The sequence below is a fragment of the Granulicatella sp. 20925_1_28 genome (genome assembly GCF_041433575.1).
Lineage (GTDB): Bacteria > Bacillota > Bacilli > Lactobacillales > Aerococcaceae > Granulicatella.
This window is the reverse complement of sequence record NZ_JAPWBS010000021.1, coordinates 1-18083: the sequence shown is the minus strand read 5'-3', so window position 1 is coordinate 18083 and position 18083 is coordinate 1. Positions and strand designations below refer to the sequence as shown.

Here is an 18083-nt window from a genome sequence, read left to right as displayed (position 1 = left end):
GAGGAGCCAACAACAACTGCGGTGACAACTGAGTCTACAACAACAACGACGACTACTACCGTTGCGCCAACAACTACAACAACTACTACGGAGTCTACAACGTCAACAACAACGACAGAAGCTCCAACAACAAGTACAACAACAACAGAAGCACCAACGACAGCGGCTTCTACAACAGTTGCACCAACAACAGTAGAAACTACAACAGAAGCACCAGAACTTCCTAATACAGGTACAAAAACTGTAGGAGTTTGGGCAGCAGTAGTGGCACTTCTAGCAGGATCAATGTTAGTCATTGTCAATAAGAAAAATTCACAAGCATAGTCAATAATGCTTGCTAAATATGCTCTACAGTAGTATATTAGAAACAGTTAAATATGTGAAAAGTACAAAGGGGTGCCATTTTGGCTGAGATGTTGTTACAAACCCTTGAACCTGTTACGTTAGTACGTGCGTAGGAATTGTATTTGATTTCGAAGTTTTAGACGGAGTCTCTTTGTGTTTTTCAATAAACGAAGGAGGCTCTTTTTGTATGAAGAGAAATGTTTTAGTATGGGTAGAAGTTGCAATTATTGCAGCGTTGTCAATGGCGATGTCCTTTATTCCGGACTTTGCTGGGTGGTTTTCACCGTCGTGGGGAGCAATTATTCTTGTTATTTTTTCACTACGTCGCGGATTGACACCAGGTTTAGCAGCAGGTTTGCTATGGGGATTACTCCACTTCGCGTTAGGTAAAGTGGCATTCTTGTCTGTTGAACAAGTACTCATTGAATATGTCATTGCATTTGCAGTGATGGGACTTGCAGGACTTCTATATAGTCCGTTCCAAAAAGCATTAAAAGCTGAGAAATATACAAGTGCGATTACGTTAGCTTGTACTGCAGCTTTTGTAGGAGTAGGCGTTCGCTACTTCTTCCACTATATTGCCGGGGTTATTTTCTGGGGTAAATATGCACCAGAAGGAATGAGCCCATGGTTATATTCACTTACTGTAAACGGGACAGCGGCACTCGGAACTTTCATTGTGGTAGTGATTGCGTGTGTGGCGCTGATTCGTCAGAAAAAAATTTGGATAGCTCACTAGGGAAATTGTGCTTTCCGAGTCCTGGTTTAACCTGAAACCAGGGCTCTTTTTTGTGCTCTGGAAAAAGAAAAAGAGTAAGACACTTCGTGTCTTCAAATAACTCTATAGTAGTCATTAGTGCTGTACCGACCTGAGCCTGGGTCTCGGGTCTATCGAGCTTCAAACTGACACTAGGAATGAATTCCAAGTGTCAGTAATTCACATCGATTACAACCGCTACAATGACTACTATAGAATTTGAAGCCACTCGTTTATCTTACTCTTTTGCAGTAAAAGGACCTGGTTTCGGTTAAACCTTTTAATATGATGATGGAGGAACAAGAGGTGTCTGCTTTTCACGGGGCTCTGGTGAAGGCACTCGTTTTTCTTACTCTTTTTCAGTAAAAGGACCTGGTTTTGGTTAAACCAATTTCTCTAGGAGCTAAGAGTGGAAAAAAGAGGGTGCGGGGACGGAGAGAGCGTTTGACAGGAGGTCATTTCAATAGTAAAGTAAACGGTGAAAGAGGTGTTGGTATGGTTACAGAATGCGAAAAAATGAATGTGTCTCATGAGATTTGGATGATGATTATGAAAATCTACAATGAGAACTTGAAAACTTTTTCGATGTCATTAAAAGAAGTGGGGTTGAATCCGACTCATTTTGAAGTGTTACATCTAATTTTCAGAAATCAAACGATGGATCAAAAGACGATTGCGCAAACGTTGAATTTGACGCAGGGGAATATTACGCACTGCATTCGTCATTTAGAAAAATTAGAATTGATTTCGATTGAAAAAGATTGGAAGACAAAACATATTTCATTAACAGAAAAAGGGAAGAAGTTGCTGGATGATTTAATTCCCGCGCAACATCAAATGATGGAACATACATTACGTGGATTGGACTGCAACCAAAAGCAACAATTGCGTGAGCTACTAGTCTCGTTTGAGAACACATGTAAGTCGATTTAGGTAAATTTTAAGTACGAAATGTATACTGAAGAAAAAAGAAGAGGTGCGACTATGAGAATTTTAGTAGCAGAAGATGAAATTGATTTAGCAGAAGCGCTGAAAATGATGCTAGAAATGCAAAAGTATAGCGTGGAGGTGGTTCACGACGGGTCGGACGCGCTATTTTATGCTGAATCAACACCGTATGATTTAATCTTGCTGGATGTCATGATGCCGAAGAAATCAGGAATCGAAGTGGTTCGTGAATTGCGTGCAGGCGGAAATACGACGCCAGTGCTGATGTTAACGGCCAAAAGCCAGCTAGAAGATAAAGTGACAGGGCTTGAAGAAGGAGCGGACGATTATTTAACGAAGCCTTTCGAAGCGCCTGAATTATTAGCGCGTGTGAAATCATTGCTTCGTCGTCCGAATGTCTTTGTGGCTTCTGTCATGAACATCGGGAATATTGAACTAAACCGCGATAAGTTCACGATGGAATCAGCGAGTGGACAAGTGTTGCTGAATAACAAAGAGTTCCAACTGATGGAATACTTTATGATGAATAGCAATCAAGTATTATCAACGGATTTAATTATGGAAAAAGTTTGGGGGCTCGACTCAGATGCGGAGATTAACGTGGTGTGGGTGAATATTTCATCTCTACGTAAGAAATTAGCAAGCATCGATGCGAACGTGACGATTAAATCTGCACGTGGCTTGGGCTATCAATTGATGGTCGAAGCGTAAAACCGATGATTTTAGAAAAGAAGAGGAGTTTGCATGTTTAAACAACTTCAAAAAAGCTTTGTGAAAAGTGCGATGCTGTCGTTTACGGCAGTGCTGCTGGTTGTCCTTGTGGCGGTAAACGTAGTGAACTATCGTCAAACTGTCAATCAAGTAGACCGACTTGTAACAATGCTTGTCAATAATGATGGAACTTTTCCTGATGCACCTGAGGGAGGGATGGCCCCTAAAGAACATCCTGAACACGGGATGCCAAAAGGAATGGAGTTTCGTAAAGATGATCAGATGGCAACGCGTTATGCAGTCGTAAGAGTCGCGAATAACGCGGTTCAATCTGTCGATCAATCGCATTTAGTATCGCTGGATGAGACGGCGTTAAAAGAGTTAGGGCTACGTGTCGCACAAGGAACTGCTTCTCAAGGATGGGAAGGAAGTCTTCGCTATCAAGTGGCTAAGACGGATGCCGGAACAATGGTTGTCCTTGTAGATGCCAACAAGGAAACGCAACAAATATCGAGATTAATGATGGTAACGGGAGCAGTCTTTATTCTCTGCTTAGCAGTGGTGTATGTACTCGTTCGTCTTGCATCTAACCGTGCAATTCGTCCGTTTGTGGAAAACGTGGAGCGTCAGCAACAATTTATCGCCAATGCCAGTCATGAGATTAAGACACCGTTAGCGGTCCTTTCAGCCAATACGGATTTACTCGCAATGATGGGTACAGAAGCTAAATTTGTCGATAGTAACAAACGCCAAATTAAGCGTCTGAACTCTCTTGTAGAGCAGATGTTAATTCTTTCAAGATACGACGAAGGAGAAGCGGCTGCGACAAAAGAAGAAGTCGATTTAGTAGCCGTTACGAAAGCAATCGTTGAAGAGATTTTACCAGTCTTAAACGAAAAAGAACTTCAGGTAGAATTTACTGGCGAGGCACAAACGATTATCACAACGAATAAGAGTGCGATGACGGAGTTGATTCGTATCTTGCTCGATAACGCGATGAAGTATACGGTCGGTGAACCGGTGATTACCGTTGAGGCGAAAAGAAATCAATTAGCCATTGAAAATGAAACAGAACCAATGACGAAGGAACAGGTCAGTCAGATTTTCGATCGCTTCTACCGCGTAGACAGTTCGAGAAATCGTACGACAGGCGGTAGTGGACTAGGGCTTTCTATCGCGCAGAAGATTGCCGAAACGAACGATGTACAGTTGACAGCAGAACTCACGAGTGAAACTCAAATTCGCTTTGTCATTGAGGGTGAGAAAAATGGATGATCGACTTATCTATGAAGTTTTAGAAGTGGTTGGTGAAATTCCAAGCGGAAAAGTTGCTACCTATGGACAGATTGCTAGTCTCATAGGTCGTCCGAAAAATGCAAGATTAGTTGGAAAGATTTTAAGTCAGGTAGAAATCTATGGCGACTACCCTTGCCACAGAGTCGTTAATGCAAGTGGAAGACTGGTTCCAGGATGGTTTGAACAAAAAGAATTATTAGAAGCAGAAAGAATCATCCTTAAAAGCCCGACAAATGTATCGCTCAAAAAATATCAATGGAATCCGGAAGAGGATTAGCCCAATCTACAATAAAGATTGGGCTTTTGTTTTAAAATAGAAAAAAATCAAAGGCGTTGGAAAATAATTCCAGCGTCTTTTTTCATGCGAGATTATCATATATGGTAATTATCATATATGATAATTTTCGGTTTTAAAAAATTTTTTCTAAAAACTTTTTTGTTTTAAGTTCATTTTAAGTAAGCCCGTTATGATAAAACCATCAACAAATAGTTGATAGGAAGCGAGGGGGACCAAGATGAAAAGAAACAGAATGATTGTTCTATTATCCACGATTACTATTGCAACAACCTTAGTTGCATGCCAAAACACACAAACACAAACACAAGCTGAGGCGACTTCTCAAGTCCAAGCTCAACAGAGTCCCCCAGCTAAACCTGGAGGAGAAGGGTTTGGCGGGAGCGACCAAGTGACACAAGGTGAGGCAGCAACGAATTTAACAACAGATGCAACAGTAACAGGAGAAACGTATGAATCTACCGGAGATGACGAAAATGCACTCCGTGTAACAGGAGCAACTGTCACGTTAGACGGAGTAACGATTAACAAAACAGCCGGAGCGACATCGAATACAGAAAATGGAGACTTCTACGGAATGAACGCAGGATTCTTAGCAACCGATGGAGCAACGGTAACACTCACAAACTCAACCGTCAATACAACTGCACAGAACGGGAACGGGGTGTTCAGTTACGGCTCAGGAACGACCGTCAATGTATCAGACACAACAATCACAACAACAAAAGATAACTCAGGTGGTATCCAAACGACAGGTGGCGCTGCGATGAACGCAACTAACTTGACGGTGAACACCGCAGGAAATTCATCAGCAGCGATTCGTACAGACCGTGGTGGTGGTACGGTAGTCGTCGACAAAGGAACGTATACTTCAACAGGATACAACTCACCAGCAGTTTACTCTACAGCGAATATCACTGTTAAAAATGCAACATTGAACGCTGAAAACTCAGAAGCACTTGTAATCGAGGGTCAAAACTCTATCACATTAGAAAATACCAACGTAACAGGGAATATGAGTTCAACAGAGGGTAGCTCTTCAGACAATAACGTGCACAACGTGATGATTTACCAATCAATGTCAGGAGATGCTGAGAGTGGAACCTCTACTTTCACAATGAAAGGTGGCACTTTAACAGGACGTAACGGAGACCAAATCTACGTAACAAACACACACAGTGTCATCACTTTAGAAGACGTAACGATCACAAATCAAGATTCATCTGGCAGATTATTAGCTATCTTAGGAAATGATGCAACACGTGGCTGGGGTACAGCCGGTGGCAATGGTGGTCAAGTTGATTTAACAACGACGAACCAAACATTAACTGGAGCGATTGAGGTGGATACCGTATCTACATTGAACTTTACAATGGGCAAAGGAACAAACTTTACAGGGACCATCAATATCGTAAAAAATGCCGAAGGAGGGACTGCCGTGGACAATAACGCAGTAATCACAGTAGAAGAGGGGGCGACATGGACATTGACCGGGAATGTCACAATCACATCATTAGAAAACGAAGGTTCAATCAACTTTAACGGATATACAATCACATTAGCGGATGGTACGGTCCTAAAATAAAACTTAACTTACAGGAGCTAGGCGAAAAGTCTAGCTCTTATTTTTATTTCCTTAAGGGAAAAGTTCATATAATTTTCTATTTTCAATTGTTGAAAACTAGAAGAAAACGCGTGATTGTGATAAACTGACTAAAAGAAATAAAATAAAAAATGAGGTGTCACAATGGATCAAAACGAGAACAAAAATCTTGAATCAGTTGCTGAAAAAGCTACAGAAGTAAAAGACGAAGTGGTTGAAGCAGCAAAAGAAACAGCTGAAGAAGTAAAAGAAGTAGCGGAAACAGTTGTTGAAGAAGCGAAAGAAGCAAAAGCTCCTGAAGCAGATGGCGACTTCAAAGAAGTTGTTGAAGACGTAAAAGAAAAAGCAGAAGAGGCTGCTGAAAAAGCAAAAGAAGTTGCTGGTGTTGCAAAAGAAAAAATCGGAGAAGCAGCAAGCAAAGTATTCACTGAAGAAAACAAAGCAAAAATTAATGAAGCAACAGAAAAAGCTGTTGATAAAGTTGAAAGCTATAATAAAAATTATTTATTCGAAAAAATCTTCTTCGGTGTATCGATCGCGCTTGCAATCTTCACACTGTTAGTATTGTTAAACGGACTAAGTTTTGCGTTTGGTTCAAACGGCGGAATGAATATTACAAGTTTACAAGCAGCGTATAGGGACCTTTCTAATAAAGTGCAGAACTTAAGTTTATACTTTGGTTTATCATTCTTCTTTGCATTAGTAGGTGCCGTATTTACTGGATATTTCTTATACCAAGCTCATAAAGCAAGTAAAAACTTATGGACTAACGTGAATGTAGCTTCATTAGCAATGGTAGTATCTGTCTTCTTAGGAAACATCTTAGGTGGCGGATTCTTAGATGCTCTTGGAAAATTATCTGATTTCTTCAGTGGAAAATCAAATTCAGCAGTAAATGCATTTCTTTCTGAAGCATTTACAAACCCATCGGCAGCGAGCCGCACTGCACAATCTTTCGTAGATGGATTACAAACAGGATCAAAAATTGCAATCTTCTTCTACTTAGTAGCATTTGCAGCATCAGCAGCAACAGTGTACTTCTACTACCAAAAATTATTCCAAAAGAAAGCTCAATAAGCGAGGAAATCAATGAAAAAATTCTTTCAAATCATTTTAGGGATTAGCTTCCTATTTCTATTAGTAGGTTGTAGCTCACAAGAGACTGCGACTTTCACTCAAAAATCAGGTGATACGGACGTAACTTTAGTTTATACGTATGATAAAAAGACTGACACCGTGACAAAGATTAAGATCGAAACGAATGAACCTACTGAACACACTGAGGCTCGTAAGGATAACGAAAAACTCTTTGAATCGATGAAAGGGTTAAATGGGGTTGTGACTTCAATTACTGAAAAAGATGGCAAACTCATCTCATCGGTTGAAGTTGACTTAACGAAATATACGTTGTCAAAACTGAAAGAAAGTAACAATTTATTCTTTGCAGGCCTTCTTCAAAGTGGTTTCTTAACAGAAGACGGAGATCACGTATCATTCTCTAAGAGTAAAGAAGTTGCACTAAAACGCGGAATGACAGAACAAACGAAATAACGAAATGACTCATGGATAAATTATCCATGGGTTGTTTTTTTGTTTTAAGTTCATTTTAAGTTCGCTTCGTATACTAAAACCATCAAGAAAAGGAATCGAGGAGAACGAGATGGAAAAGAAAAGACAATGGTTATTGACGACAACATTATTTATCTCTCTAGGGCTGGCTGCTTGCGGATCGCAAAGTGTATTAAGCCAAGCCGACGCAAACACTCAAACAACAACAAAGACATCTACAACTTCAACTACGCAGACGGCTTCTTATTTTGAAGCAAGCGACTTAACAGCGACTTACGACGAAAGTAAGGCTTCGAAAATTTCGCTTCAAGGAACGACAGCTACTATTTCAGGGGATGGCGTAACGGTCAATGGAAGTACGGTAGAAATTACAAAAGCTGGAACGTATATCGTCGAAGGAACGGCTTCAAAAGTTCAATTGAAAGTTGCAGCAGGCAAGGAAGATGAAGTACAAATCGTCTTCAAAAATGCGACTTTGAAGAATACGGAAGCTCCATTACTGGTCGACACGGCGAAAAAAGTAATTTTAACAGTAGCCGATGGAACGAAAAATGAAGTGGCCGATGAATCAACATCAACGGTTAAAGGGGCGATTTACTCTGATAGCGACTTGACGATTAACGGTAAAGGATCATTAACGGTCAACGGAAATGCGAGCAATGCGATTAAGTCAAAAGACGGCATTCGTATCGTGGATGCGACGGTTACAACAACCGCGAAAAAACACGGGATTGCAGCCAATGACTTCGTGAACGTGTCAGGCGCGACATTGAACTTATCAGCCGATGAAGATGGTATTCACTCAGACAATGAAGATGATGTATTGTTAGGAAATATTTACTTAACCAATACGAACATCATTGTAAATGCAGGAGATGATGGTATCAACGCTTCGAATACAATGCTCATCGACGAAGGTGCAACCATCGACGTCCAAAAGAGTGAAGAAGGTCTTGAGGCTCGCTTGATTCATCAAGTGGGTGGAACTGTCACAGTGAAATCTTCTGATGATGGATTGAACGCAAAAGACTGGACGTTAGAATCGTCTGAAGGACAAGGCCCAGGACAACAAACGAAGACTGTAAAAGCCGAAGCCGCAAATGTGAAAAACTTGGATCAAGCAGGCGAAGTGAAGATTGTCATCGACGGAGGAACATTAACCGTTGATGCTGAAGGGGACGGATTGGATGCCAACGGATCCGTTGAAATTAACGGCGGAACAGTCGTTGTCAATGGTCCAACAAGCGGAGCGAACGCAGCTCTTGACTATGACGACAATGGAAAACTAAACGGTGGTACAGTCCTCTTTGTCGATAATGGAGAAATGACAATGGGATTTGGTAGCGACTCTAGCCAAGCTTTCCTAATGGCAAGTGTTCAAGGAACGGCTGGAACAACCGTTGAAGTGGTTGACTCTTCTGGTAAAACAGTCGCAAGTCTAAAAGCTTCTAAGGCATTCTCGACGGTATTAATTAGTAGTCCAGAGATTAAAGAGGGCGAAAAATATACGATTAAAGTCGGTTCAAACTCAACAACTGCAACAGCTTCTAAGCAAGCGGCTAATACTGGTGGTAGACCTGGACAAGGTGGCCCTGGTGGCGGCGGACAGCCAGGTCAAGGAGGTCCAGGAGGACAACCAGGCCAAGGCGGTAGACCAGGAGGCAGATAAAATCGATAAGAATTTCTAGGGAATCGTGAAAGGGGTGAGTCCACCAAAATATGAAGATGAATAATGACATTGAAATGAGTGCATTAATAAGTGAGGTGGAACACTATGGAATAAAGAAAATTTAAGAAGACGAACAGCAGTTAGACAGAAAAGGGTGAGTCCACCAAAATATGAAGATGAATGATGACATTGAAATGAGTGCATTAATAAGTGAGGTGGAGCACCATGAAATAAAGATGATTCAAGAGGTTAAAACTAATTTAGACAGAAAGGGGTGAGGTTACCATAATATAAAGTCGATGAGACCGTTCAAACAATAGACGACAATCAGGAGTCGATTAAGTAACAAAAGTTCTCAAAAAATAACAAAAACTACAGCACACAAAACCAAAAAACGGGGTATTATCTCAGTTATCGAAAGCTTAACTGAGACAACACCCCGTTTTCATGTTATATTATCTAACATAAGAGGTAAGGGTAGTTTTGACAAAAGATAAAACCATTATTTACAATAACCCTATAAAGGAGGAAGACAGATGGGTGAAAAGGAATTACGACGTTCACTAGCCGTCTTTCCAATCGGAACAGTCATGAAACTGACCGATTTATCAGCACGACAAATTCGCTATTATGAAGAGCAGCGCTTGGTTATCCCAGAACGTTCTGAGACGAACCGCCGCATGTATTCATTGAATGATGTCGATCGCTTATTGGAAATTAAAGATTATTTGGCCGATGGGTTAACAATTATGGCCATTCAGAAGATTTTCAATAAGAATACAAATCCCGTATCGAAGGAAAGCGTAAAAGAGGCGCTGACGGATGAGGATGTCCGACGAATCTTCTACGACGAGATTATGCATATTAGCCGCTACTCTGGCGGAGAAAAATGGAACTTATAGGAGGAAACCAATGATTACACATGAAGAGATTAGAAGACAGGTAGAAGAGAAAGATGTTCGTTACTTACGATTGATTTTCACAGATATCCTAGGAACGATTAAAAATGTGGAAGTGCCAATCACGCAATTAGATAAAGTGTTGGCCAACAAAATGATGTTCGATGGTTCTTCAATTGAAGGATTCGTTCGTATCGAAGAAAGTGATATGTACTTATATCCAGACCTTTCAACTTGGGTGGTTTTCCCATGGAGCAGCAAACACGGTACAATCGCACGTTTAATCTGTGATGTATACAAACCAGACGGAACGCCATTTGCGGGGGACCCTCGTTCAAACTTAAAACGTGTCTTAAACGAAATGAAAGAATTAGGTTTCTCAAACTTCAACTTAGGACCAGAGCCAGAGTTCTTCTTATTCAAATTGGACGAAAACGGCGAACCAACGCTTGAAGGAAACGACCAAGGTAGTTACTTTGACTTAGCTCCAATTGACCTTGGGGAAGAATGCCGTCGTGAAATCGTTCTTGAATTAGAAAAGATTGGGTTCGATATCGAAGCAAGTCATCACGAAGTAGCGCCAGGTCAACACGAAATCGACTGGAAATACTCAGATGCAGTTGCGGCTTGTGACAACATCCAAACATTCAAATTGGTTGTAAAAACCATTGCACGTAAACATGGATTACATGCGACATTTATGCCAAAACCAGTATTCGGAATTGCTGGTAGCGGAATGCATTTCAACTTATCTTTATTCGATGAAGACGGAAAGAATGCGTTCTTCGACGAAAATGGCGACCAACGTCTAAGTGATACTTGCCGCCACTTCATCGCTGGGGTCATGAAACATGCCAAAGCTCTAACGGCCGTATGTAACCCAACCGTAAACTCATACAAACGTTTAGTTCCAGGATACGAAGCACCTGTATATATTGCATGGTCAGCACGTAACCGTTCACCGCTAATCCGTATTCCAGAATCTCGTGGTATTTCAACTCGTATCGAATTGCGTAGCGTGGATCCATCTGCAAACCCATATTTAGCAATGGCTGCGATTTTAACAGCTGGTCTTGAAGGGGTTAAAGAAAAAATGGAAGTTCCTGAAGCTATCGACCGCAACATCTATGCGATGTCTGCTCGCGAACGTAAGGAAGCTGGAATCGATGATTTACCAGGAACATTAAACGAAGCGATTGAATACTTGAAACAAGACGAAACAGTTCAATCAGCGCTAGGAAGTCATATCCTAGACAACTTCATCGAAGCAAAACGTTTCGAATGGGCTGCTTACCGTAGTCAAGTATCACAATGGGAATTAGACCAATACTTGAAACTATTCTAAAAATGAAATGGAGAGTGCACTCACAAGGTGCGCTCTTTTTATGTTCTATTTTATTCTTTGAGATAAAGCTTGTATAAGACCGTCTTCTATTGATACGTAAAGCTTTTTCTTTGTTAAAGTTTTGACATATTTTGCTGAAAATGTAATACTGGTAAGGAAATGAAAAAGGAAAGAGAGTGCTCACATGTATATAAAAGAGATGTCGAATGCGTTAGAAGAGTATCATGCTTTTATGGAAACGCAAGCCAACAGAACGGTTTTCCAAACGCCTGAATGGGGTGAAGTGAAGGCAGATGGTTCGTGGACAAAAGATGTACTTCTTGTCATGTCCGATAATCATGAGCCTGTTGCGGCTGCGATGATTCTTTACCGTAAATTACCTGTTGTGAATCAATATTTAGCGTATGCACCGCGCGGAATCGTAACGGATTATACAAATGCAGAACATTTAAAATCTGTGTTTGCGACTTTAAAAGTGTATTTGAAATCTAAAAATGCATTTGGATTAAAGATTGACCCAGAATTACAATGGCGTGAATGGACAAACAAGTTCGAAATGGTTGAAGGTGGATTCAATAACGAAGAATACCGTAAAAACATTTTAGCCGCTGGATTTGTAGAACGCCCAATGGACTTAGGGTTTGATGGAATTCAACCACGTTTAACAATGATTTTACCGTTGAAGGACGAAGGGAAAGGTATCGTTGAAACATTCAATAAGAAAGAACGTTATAAAGTGAACGTAGCAAAGAAACAAGGGGTTGTTTGTTACAAGGGAACGCTTGAAGATATGCCAATCTATGATGAGTTGAATAAAATTACGGCTGAGCGTGATCAATACGTGGCGCGTAGTATCGAGTATTTAACAACGATGTATCAACACCTTCACCCTAAAGGCATGGTGGATTTATACTTTGCAAAAGTAGACTATAATGTGCAATTAGCATTTGCGACAAATCGCTTAGAAACAGCGCAAAAAGAATTCGATAAGTTAACAGGACAGTTGGAAACATTAAATAATCCAAAACGTATCGAAAACGTTCAAAAGCAAATCGAATCATTGAAAGTCAATATCGCTAAATACGAAAAAGAAATCGAACGCGTGAAAGGTGACTTAGAACAATATCCAGAAGGAAAAGTCGTTAGCGGAGCGTTCGTCGTAACGTACTTAGATAAAGCGTACTACTTATATGGTGCGAACATCACTGACGATGGTGGATTGAATGCGAACAAGGCGCTTGTGTCTTGGATTATGCAAGCTCTTTATGATGAAAAAGGCATTCGTTCGTTTGACTTCTTCGGAGTTTCTGAAGACCAAGAACATCACGGAGGAATTAACGGGTTCAAGCAATCATTTGATCCAGAGTTAGTGGAATATATCGGTGAATTTGATATGCCGATTTCGAAGTTCTGGTTTGAAATGTTCCATACATGGGCACCAAAAGCCGTGAGCTTGAAAAATAAATTATTAGTAAGACGTAGAAAATAGTAAGAAGAGGCTGGAAAGAGTTCCGGCCTTTTTTATCTCTTCTAGGAGAAGGTTTTATATAGGAAAGAACTTAGTGTGTACTTGACAAAGCAGGTTCATTTCCTTATGATGGAGTAGATATGGATTTATAGAAAGTAGTGAAAATATGGCTCAGAAAAAAGCGGCGTTAGCTTGTAGCGTATGTGGTTCAAGAAACTATACGATTACGCTTGGACAAAATCGACGAGTAGAACGTCTAGAAATTAAAAAATTCTGCAAGTATTGCAACAAACAAACACTACATCGCGAAACAAAATAAAAGGAAGAGGAGATTCGAAATGCGTTTTTTATCAAATGTGATTAAAGAGATGAAAAAAGTTACTTGGCCAACAGGTAAAGAAGTAAACAAATATACAATTACAGTAATTATGACAGTGCTTGCTGCACTATGCTTCTTTGCAGTAGTGGACTATGGAGTGCATCAACTCATTACATTCCTTTTAAAATAATAGTACTTTAAAGTGATTAGTGATATACTAAGAGCAGTTGAAAAAACCTTCGCCTATGAAGGTTTTTTTGTATGGAAAAATGTTGTCAACACTCAAGGAGGAGTATCAATGGAAAAAGAATGGTATGTATTGCACACTTATTCAGGTTATGAAAACAAAGTTAAATCAAATCTATTATCACGTATCCAAAGCATGGGTATGGAAGAAAATATCTTCCGCGTGATTTCACCTGAAGAAGAGGAAGTAGAAGTAAAAGACGGTAAAACAAAAACAACTGTAGAAAAAACTTTCCCTGGTTATGTATTAGTTGAAATGGTCATGTCAGACCAAGCATGGTACGTTGTTCGTAACACTCCAGGCGTAACTGGATTCGTTGGTTCACACGGTGCTGGTTCAAAACCATCTCCATTATTACCAGAAGAAGTAGAAGCTATCTTAGGACGTATCGGTGAAAAAGTTCATGCTCCAGTTGATTTACACGTATCTGTTGGAGACTACGTAATCATTACAGAAGGTGCCTTCAATGATATGAGCGGTAAAGTAGTAGAACTTGACCACGAAAAACAAAAAATTAAAGTTGCGATTGAAATGTTCGGTCGTGAAACAATTGCAGACTTAGAGTTCCACCAAGTGAAAGAAGATGACTCTTATTAACATGTATCCTACAATGTTAGAACGATTTATTCGATATGCGAAAATCAATACGCGTAGTGATTTAAAATCAGCAACGATTCCTACGACAAAGAGTCAATGGGAATTTTTAGAAATGCTTCGCGATGAGTTAGTGGAGTACGGCTTTACAAAAGTAGAACTTGATCCAGAGGACAGCTACTTAGTGGCGCTCCTCCCAAGTAACTTGGAAGAAGGAAGTACAGCGCCTGCGATTGGATTTATCGCTCACGTCGACACAGCAGATTTCAATGCGGAAAACATCAATCCACAAATTCACGAGAATTATAACGGAGAAGATGTGCTGCTTAATGCCGAAAAGAATTTAGTAATGACGGTCAGCGAGTTTCCAAGTTTGAAAAACTATATTGGCGAAACGTTAATTACAACTGATGGAACGACATTGCTAGGTGCCGACGATAAGGCGGGTCTGGTTTCGGTATTAGAAGCGTGCTTGTATTTAATGGCGCATCCAGAAATTCCGCATGGCGATATTTGGTTAGCGTTTGGTCCGGACGAAGAAATCGGGAAAGGCGCTCACCGTTTCAAAGCGGAGCGTATGCCTGCAAAATTTGCCTACACTTTAGATAGTGGAGTCGTAGGGAAGTTAGAATATGAAACGTTCAATGCGGCTCGTGCAGTGGTGACGATTCATGGGACAAGTGTTCACCCAGGGCAAGCTAAAGATGTGATGGTGAATGCTTTGGCAGAAGCGGCAAAACTATTTGCACGCATGCCAGAAGCCGAAGTGCCTGAACGTACGAGTGGGTACGAAGGCTACTTTATGTTATCGAAACAATCAGGCGACATCGGTAAGGTTGAATTGGAATATATTATTCGCGATCACTCAATGGAGAAATTCGAAGAGAGAAAAGCGCAGTTCCAACAAATCGTCGATGCGCAAAATGCAACGTATGATGTGCCTCGTATCGAATGCACGATTTACGATGAGTACTATAATATGTACGAAATCTTAAAAGACGATATGACTTCGGTTGAAGTAGCGATTGAGGCTTATAAAGAATGTGGCATCACGCCAGACATTCAACCATTCCGTGGGGGAACAGATGGATGTATTATTACCTATAAAGGAATTCCAACTCCAAACTTATTTACTGGAGCAGAAAACCTTCATGGGCAATACGAATTCGTAACTCTCGAAAGCATGCAAAAAGCCAGCGACGTTGTATTAAAAATTATTGAATTAGTCCAAAGAAAAACGGTTGAGTAATCCTCAACCGTTTTTTTCTATATATATAAGAAAGAAGAAAAGATAATAAGTATACCGAAAACAGGGATTTTTATGATAAAAATAGAAAAAGCATATTGAGAAATCCTCGATATAATAGGCTTTTCTTAATAAAGCTTTTCTTTGGTAAAAAGTAATATGGAACAAAAGTCATTATCAATAATAAGTTGTGCGATAATAATACGATTTAATACCTATGCTATAATAGCCTAAACGTCTCAAAAATAATATATCTATTTCTAGATTAGTAAAATTGAGAATGATTATAAGGAGATAACTTTTATGAAAAAAGCAATGCTAATTATTAATCCAACTTCTGGAGGAGAAAAGGCGTTAGATTATAAAGAAAAATTAGAAAATAAAGCAAACGAATACTTTGAATATGTTGAAACGAAGATTACTGAAAAAGCTAAAGATGCTACTGCTTTTGCGGAAGAAGCTTCAAAGGAGAATTATGAAGCGGTAATTGTTTTTGGTGGGGATGGAACTGTTAATGAAGTAATTTCTGGTATTGCTGAAAAGGACTATATCCCTAAATTAGGGATTATTCCAGGAGGGACTGGCAATTTAATTACTAAATTGCTAGAAATTAGTCAAGATATTGATGAGGCAATTGACCAACTTGATTTTAATAAAACAAATGCGATAGATATTGGAAAAGCAAATAAGAGCTATTTTGGATATATCTTTAGTGTAGGTTCTTTACCAGAGGCGATTCATAACGTTGAAATAGAAGATAAAACAAAGTATGGAGTATTAGCTTATGCAATAAATACAATTAAATCCGTTATTAAAGATGAGGTATTCAATATTAAAATTGAAACAGAAAATGGGAGTTACGAAGGGGAAGCTAGTCAAGTATTAGTTTTGCTTTCTAATTATTATGCTGACAAGAAAATATTTGAAGAAAACAAAGATGGGTATGCAAATATATTAATTTTGAAAAATGCGTCTATAATTTCAAAATTATCATTAATTCCAGATTTGTTAAAAGGTGATATCGTTGAGAATGATAATATTGAATATATTAAAGCAAAAGATATTACAATCTCATCGGATACTAAATTAGAATCCGATATTGATGGTGACCAATCTGATGATTTACCAGTAAAAATTACAGTATTAGGAAATCATATTGAAATTTATTCATTATAAACATAAAAAATATTCGTGGTGCGTATATAAGATGACTTTGTGAAGGAAACCCGATTTTAACCGTAACAAAAACGACAAAAATAGCTCTTTTTGTGATTGTAAGCAGATACATTGCTTTAGAGTTATTTTAATGTATAATTAAAAGTGTAAATACCAAACAGAAAGGGAGATTTATTATGACAGATAAAGGATTTACAGATAAGGTTAAGGGGAAAGCAAAGGAAGTTGTGGGAGAAGTTACTAACGACGACTCTACAAAAGCAGAAGGCCTTTTAGACCAAGCTGTTGGAAAAGCTAAAGAAATTGCTTCAGATGTTAAAGATGTTGCGAGTGAATTAGTTGAAAAAGCTAAAGACGCGCTTGATTCTAAATCTGAAGAAAAATAGTCGTATAATTATATTTACTGAGGATAGTGCGGCTGAATGCCGTGCTATCTTTTTATTATTTAAAGGAGTGAATTAAATGGGTATTCTATCTTGGTTAGTACTTGGCGCATTCTCTGGATGGATCGCAAGTATTATTATGAATAAAAATGAATCTATGGGTGCGGTAGCAAATATCTTTACTGGTATTGTTGGTGCTTTTATCGGAGGAGCAGTGTTTAACTTCTTCGGTGGATATGAAGTTACAGGGTTAAATCTTCATAGTGTAATAGTATCAGTTGTAGGTGCATGTATCCTGTTGTGGATTTTAAACAAATTCAATAAAAAATAAAAGACAAAAAGCGACAGAAAATTTCTATCGCTTTTTTAGTTTGTTTAATTCCAATCCTCGAATTCTTCATTGTGATTTTCCAAGCTGAGTTCAATTAGTTTTGGTCTTAAAGACTAGAATGCTTCTATTAATACATTTCCATTTTTTAAAAGCAATGAATGGTTTATCTATTAATTCTATAGGTAGAATAATAATAAGCTTTAAAGTCTTTTCTTCATTGTCTAATACGTTGCTTAGCTTACCCAGTAGTGTATCGTTGTTATAATTGAGTTTAAGAGTAGTAGAGTCAGAATATGACAATGTAAGAGAAAATCTATGGAAATGGAACAAATTATGGCACAAAAACGTAAAACAAGCACTTAAAAGTCTTATTTTATAGGACTTTTAAGTGCTTTTCATATGCCGAAAACAGGGGTCGAACCTGCGACCTACGCGTTACGAGTGCGTTGCTCTGCCAACTGAGCTATTTCGGCTTCTTGTACTATTAATTATACGAGCGTTATTCTAAATTGTAAAGGTCTCGCGATGGATTTATATAGAAGAAATCCGACTTTCTTGAGCATTTTAATAAAATAGAAAAACTTTTTAAAAAATAAAACATATCGGTTGAAATTGATAATCAGTTATGATAAATTAATATCACTGTTGGGCGAACATTCGCTTATAAAACACTTTCAAAAAAACTTTGAAAAAGTTACATGAAATCTGTTGACAGTGAAAATGTCCTGTGATAGGATATAGAAGTTGTTGCAAAACAACGATTGACCTTTGAAAACTGAACAAAGAAGACGAACCAAATGTGTAGGGACTTCATCTTAGTGATGAAGAAACAACAATTTCTTATCTCTTAAAGAGATACAATAAGTCAGTAATTAAAATGAG

The 18083-nt window shown here is 39.0% G+C and carries 20 protein-coding genes, 1 tRNA gene and 1 riboswitch; of the genes, 20 read left to right on the top strand and 1 reads right to left on the bottom strand.

The window, feature by feature from the left end:
• The 20 genes from O3793_RS08550 to O3793_RS08455 form a co-directional block, all read left to right on the top strand.
• The coding region (locus O3793_RS08550) for an LPXTG cell wall anchor domain-containing protein (protein WP_371446866.1) at window positions 1-324 on the top strand (324 nt) is incomplete at its 5' end.
• A gap of 58 nt (window positions 325-382) precedes the next feature.
• Window positions 383-478: riboswitch (TPP riboswitch) on the top strand.
• Window positions 479-532: 54 nt separating this feature from the next.
• Entirely contained in the window at window positions 533-1084 is a 552-nt protein-coding gene (gene thiT, locus O3793_RS08545) for an energy-coupled thiamine transporter ThiT (protein ID WP_371446865.1), read from the top strand.
• Between the two features lie 513 nt (window positions 1085-1597).
• Window positions 1598-2035 (top strand): MarR family transcriptional regulator, encoded by a 438-nt coding sequence (locus tag O3793_RS08540; RefSeq protein ID WP_048711916.1) that lies wholly within the window; start codon window positions 1598-1600, stop codon window positions 2033-2035.
• A 51-nt stretch (window positions 2036-2086) separates the two neighbouring features.
• Window positions 2087-2761: a response regulator transcription factor gene (locus O3793_RS08535; RefSeq protein WP_371446862.1), complete on the top strand. Its 675-nt coding sequence runs from the start codon at window positions 2087-2089 to the stop codon at window positions 2759-2761.
• A 33-nt stretch (window positions 2762-2794) separates the two neighbouring features.
• Window positions 2795-4036: a sensor histidine kinase gene (locus O3793_RS08530; protein WP_371446860.1), complete on the top strand. Its 1242-nt coding sequence runs from the start codon at window positions 2795-2797 to the stop codon at window positions 4034-4036.
• The gene (locus O3793_RS08525; RefSeq protein WP_285251950.1) at window positions 4029-4334 is read left to right on the top strand and encodes an MGMT family protein; all 306 of its coding nucleotides are present in this window, start codon (window positions 4029-4031) and stop codon (window positions 4332-4334) included. The genes O3793_RS08530 and O3793_RS08525 overlap by 8 nt, the downstream gene beginning before the upstream one ends.
• Window positions 4335-4572: 238 nt before the next feature.
• A complete protein-coding gene (locus O3793_RS08520) occupies window positions 4573-5937 on the top strand; it encodes a hypothetical protein (RefSeq protein ID WP_371446857.1) in 1365 nt (454 codons plus the stop codon).
• Window positions 5938-6099: 162 nt separating this feature from the next.
• Entirely contained in the window at window positions 6100-7032 is a 933-nt protein-coding gene (locus O3793_RS08515; RefSeq protein ID WP_371446855.1) for a hypothetical protein, read from the top strand.
• Between the two features lie 12 nt (window positions 7033-7044).
• On the top strand, window positions 7045-7506 hold the full coding sequence (locus tag O3793_RS08510; protein ID WP_371446853.1) for a DUF1307 domain-containing protein: 462 nt from the start codon (window positions 7045-7047) through the stop codon (window positions 7504-7506).
• A gap of 109 nt (window positions 7507-7615) precedes the next feature.
• Window positions 7616-9193, top strand: a complete 1578-nt coding sequence (locus O3793_RS08505) for a carbohydrate-binding domain-containing protein (protein ID WP_371446851.1) — start codon at window positions 7616-7618, stop codon at window positions 9191-9193.
• A 536-nt stretch (window positions 9194-9729) separates the two neighbouring features.
• A complete protein-coding gene (locus O3793_RS08500; protein ID WP_371446849.1) occupies window positions 9730-10095 on the top strand; it encodes a MerR family transcriptional regulator in 366 nt (121 codons plus the stop codon).
• Window positions 10096-10105: 10 nt separating this feature from the next.
• Complete coding sequence (glnA, locus tag O3793_RS08495) at window positions 10106-11437, top strand: type I glutamate--ammonia ligase (RefSeq protein ID WP_371446847.1); 1332 nt, start codon at window positions 10106-10108, stop codon at window positions 11435-11437.
• 184 nt (window positions 11438-11621) lie between these two features.
• Window positions 11622-12926, top strand: a complete 1305-nt coding sequence (locus O3793_RS08490) for a peptidoglycan bridge formation glycyltransferase FemA/FemB family protein (RefSeq protein WP_371446845.1) — start codon at window positions 11622-11624, stop codon at window positions 12924-12926.
• 145 nt (window positions 12927-13071) lie between these two features.
• Window positions 13072-13224, top strand: coding sequence for a 50S ribosomal protein L33 (gene rpmG / locus O3793_RS08485; RefSeq protein WP_005606057.1), 153 nt, complete (start codon window positions 13072-13074; stop codon window positions 13222-13224).
• 19 nt (window positions 13225-13243) lie between these two features.
• Window positions 13244-13414 carry a preprotein translocase subunit SecE gene (gene secE, locus O3793_RS08480; protein ID WP_048711632.1) on the top strand — a complete coding sequence of 57 codons (171 nt, stop codon included), beginning with the start codon at window positions 13244-13246 and terminating at the stop codon, window positions 13412-13414.
• Window positions 13415-13522: 108 nt separating this feature from the next.
• A complete protein-coding gene (gene nusG / locus O3793_RS08475) occupies window positions 13523-14068 on the top strand; it encodes a transcription termination/antitermination protein NusG (protein ID WP_048711630.1) in 546 nt (181 codons plus the stop codon).
• A complete protein-coding gene (gene pepT / locus O3793_RS08470) occupies window positions 14055-15314 on the top strand; it encodes a peptidase T (protein WP_371446841.1) in 1260 nt (419 codons plus the stop codon). Before nusG ends, pepT begins: the two co-directional genes overlap by 14 nt.
• A 300-nt stretch (window positions 15315-15614) precedes the next feature.
• Entirely contained in the window at window positions 15615-16487 is an 873-nt protein-coding gene (locus tag O3793_RS08465) for a diacylglycerol kinase family protein (protein WP_371446839.1), read from the top strand.
• Between the two features lie 176 nt (window positions 16488-16663).
• Window positions 16664-16873 (top strand): CsbD family protein, encoded by a 210-nt coding sequence (locus O3793_RS08460; RefSeq protein ID WP_371446837.1) that lies wholly within the window; start codon window positions 16664-16666, stop codon window positions 16871-16873.
• Window positions 16874-16949: 76 nt separating this feature from the next.
• Window positions 16950-17201, top strand: coding sequence for a GlsB/YeaQ/YmgE family stress response membrane protein (locus O3793_RS08455; RefSeq protein WP_048712548.1), 252 nt, complete (start codon window positions 16950-16952; stop codon window positions 17199-17201).
• 400 nt (window positions 17202-17601) lie between these two features.
• Here O3793_RS08455 and O3793_RS08450 read toward each other — a convergent pair.
• A tRNA-Thr gene (locus O3793_RS08450) sits at window positions 17602-17674 on the bottom strand.
• Window positions 17675-18083: the final 409 nt, after the last annotated feature.

Excerpts from the sequence above, each read along its gene's own strand:
- O3793_RS08535 (WP_371446862.1), top strand. The coding sequence starts at position 2,087 with ATGAGAATTTTAGTAGCAGAAGATGAAATTGATTTAGCAGAAGCGCTG.
- O3793_RS08500 (WP_371446849.1), top strand. The coding sequence starts at position 9,730 with ATGGGTGAAAAGGAATTACGACGTTCACTAGCCGTCTTTCCAATCGGA.
- O3793_RS08465 (WP_371446839.1), top strand. The coding sequence starts at position 15,615 with ATGAAAAAAGCAATGCTAATTATTAATCCAACTTCTGGAGGAGAAAAG.
- O3793_RS08530 (WP_371446860.1), top strand. The coding sequence starts at position 2,795 with ATGTTTAAACAACTTCAAAAAAGCTTTGTGAAAAGTGCGATGCTGTCG.
- O3793_RS08505 (WP_371446851.1), top strand. The coding sequence starts at position 7,616 with ATGGAAAAGAAAAGACAATGGTTATTGACGACAACATTATTTATCTCT.
- thiT (WP_371446865.1), top strand. The coding sequence starts at position 533 with ATGAAGAGAAATGTTTTAGTATGGGTAGAAGTTGCAATTATTGCAGCG.
- O3793_RS08515 (WP_371446855.1), top strand. The coding sequence starts at position 6,100 with ATGGATCAAAACGAGAACAAAAATCTTGAATCAGTTGCTGAAAAAGCT.
- secE (WP_048711632.1), top strand. The coding sequence starts at position 13,244 with ATGCGTTTTTTATCAAATGTGATTAAAGAGATGAAAAAAGTTACTTGG.
- pepT (WP_371446841.1), top strand. The coding sequence starts at position 14,055 with ATGACTCTTATTAACATGTATCCTACAATGTTAGAACGATTTATTCGA.
- O3793_RS08520 (WP_371446857.1), top strand. The coding sequence starts at position 4,573 with ATGAAAAGAAACAGAATGATTGTTCTATTATCCACGATTACTATTGCA.
- nusG (WP_048711630.1), top strand. The coding sequence starts at position 13,523 with ATGGAAAAAGAATGGTATGTATTGCACACTTATTCAGGTTATGAAAAC.
- O3793_RS08490 (WP_371446845.1), top strand. The coding sequence starts at position 11,622 with ATGTATATAAAAGAGATGTCGAATGCGTTAGAAGAGTATCATGCTTTT.
- O3793_RS08525 (WP_285251950.1), top strand. The coding sequence starts at position 4,029 with ATGGATGATCGACTTATCTATGAAGTTTTAGAAGTGGTTGGTGAAATT.
- rpmG (WP_005606057.1), top strand. The coding sequence starts at position 13,072 with ATGGCTCAGAAAAAAGCGGCGTTAGCTTGTAGCGTATGTGGTTCAAGA.
- O3793_RS08455 (WP_048712548.1), top strand. The coding sequence starts at position 16,950 with ATGGGTATTCTATCTTGGTTAGTACTTGGCGCATTCTCTGGATGGATC.
- O3793_RS08460 (WP_371446837.1), top strand. The coding sequence starts at position 16,664 with ATGACAGATAAAGGATTTACAGATAAGGTTAAGGGGAAAGCAAAGGAA.
- O3793_RS08510 (WP_371446853.1), top strand. The coding sequence starts at position 7,045 with ATGAAAAAATTCTTTCAAATCATTTTAGGGATTAGCTTCCTATTTCTA.
- glnA (WP_371446847.1), top strand. The coding sequence starts at position 10,106 with ATGATTACACATGAAGAGATTAGAAGACAGGTAGAAGAGAAAGATGTT.
- O3793_RS08540 (WP_048711916.1), top strand. The coding sequence starts at position 1,598 with ATGGTTACAGAATGCGAAAAAATGAATGTGTCTCATGAGATTTGGATG.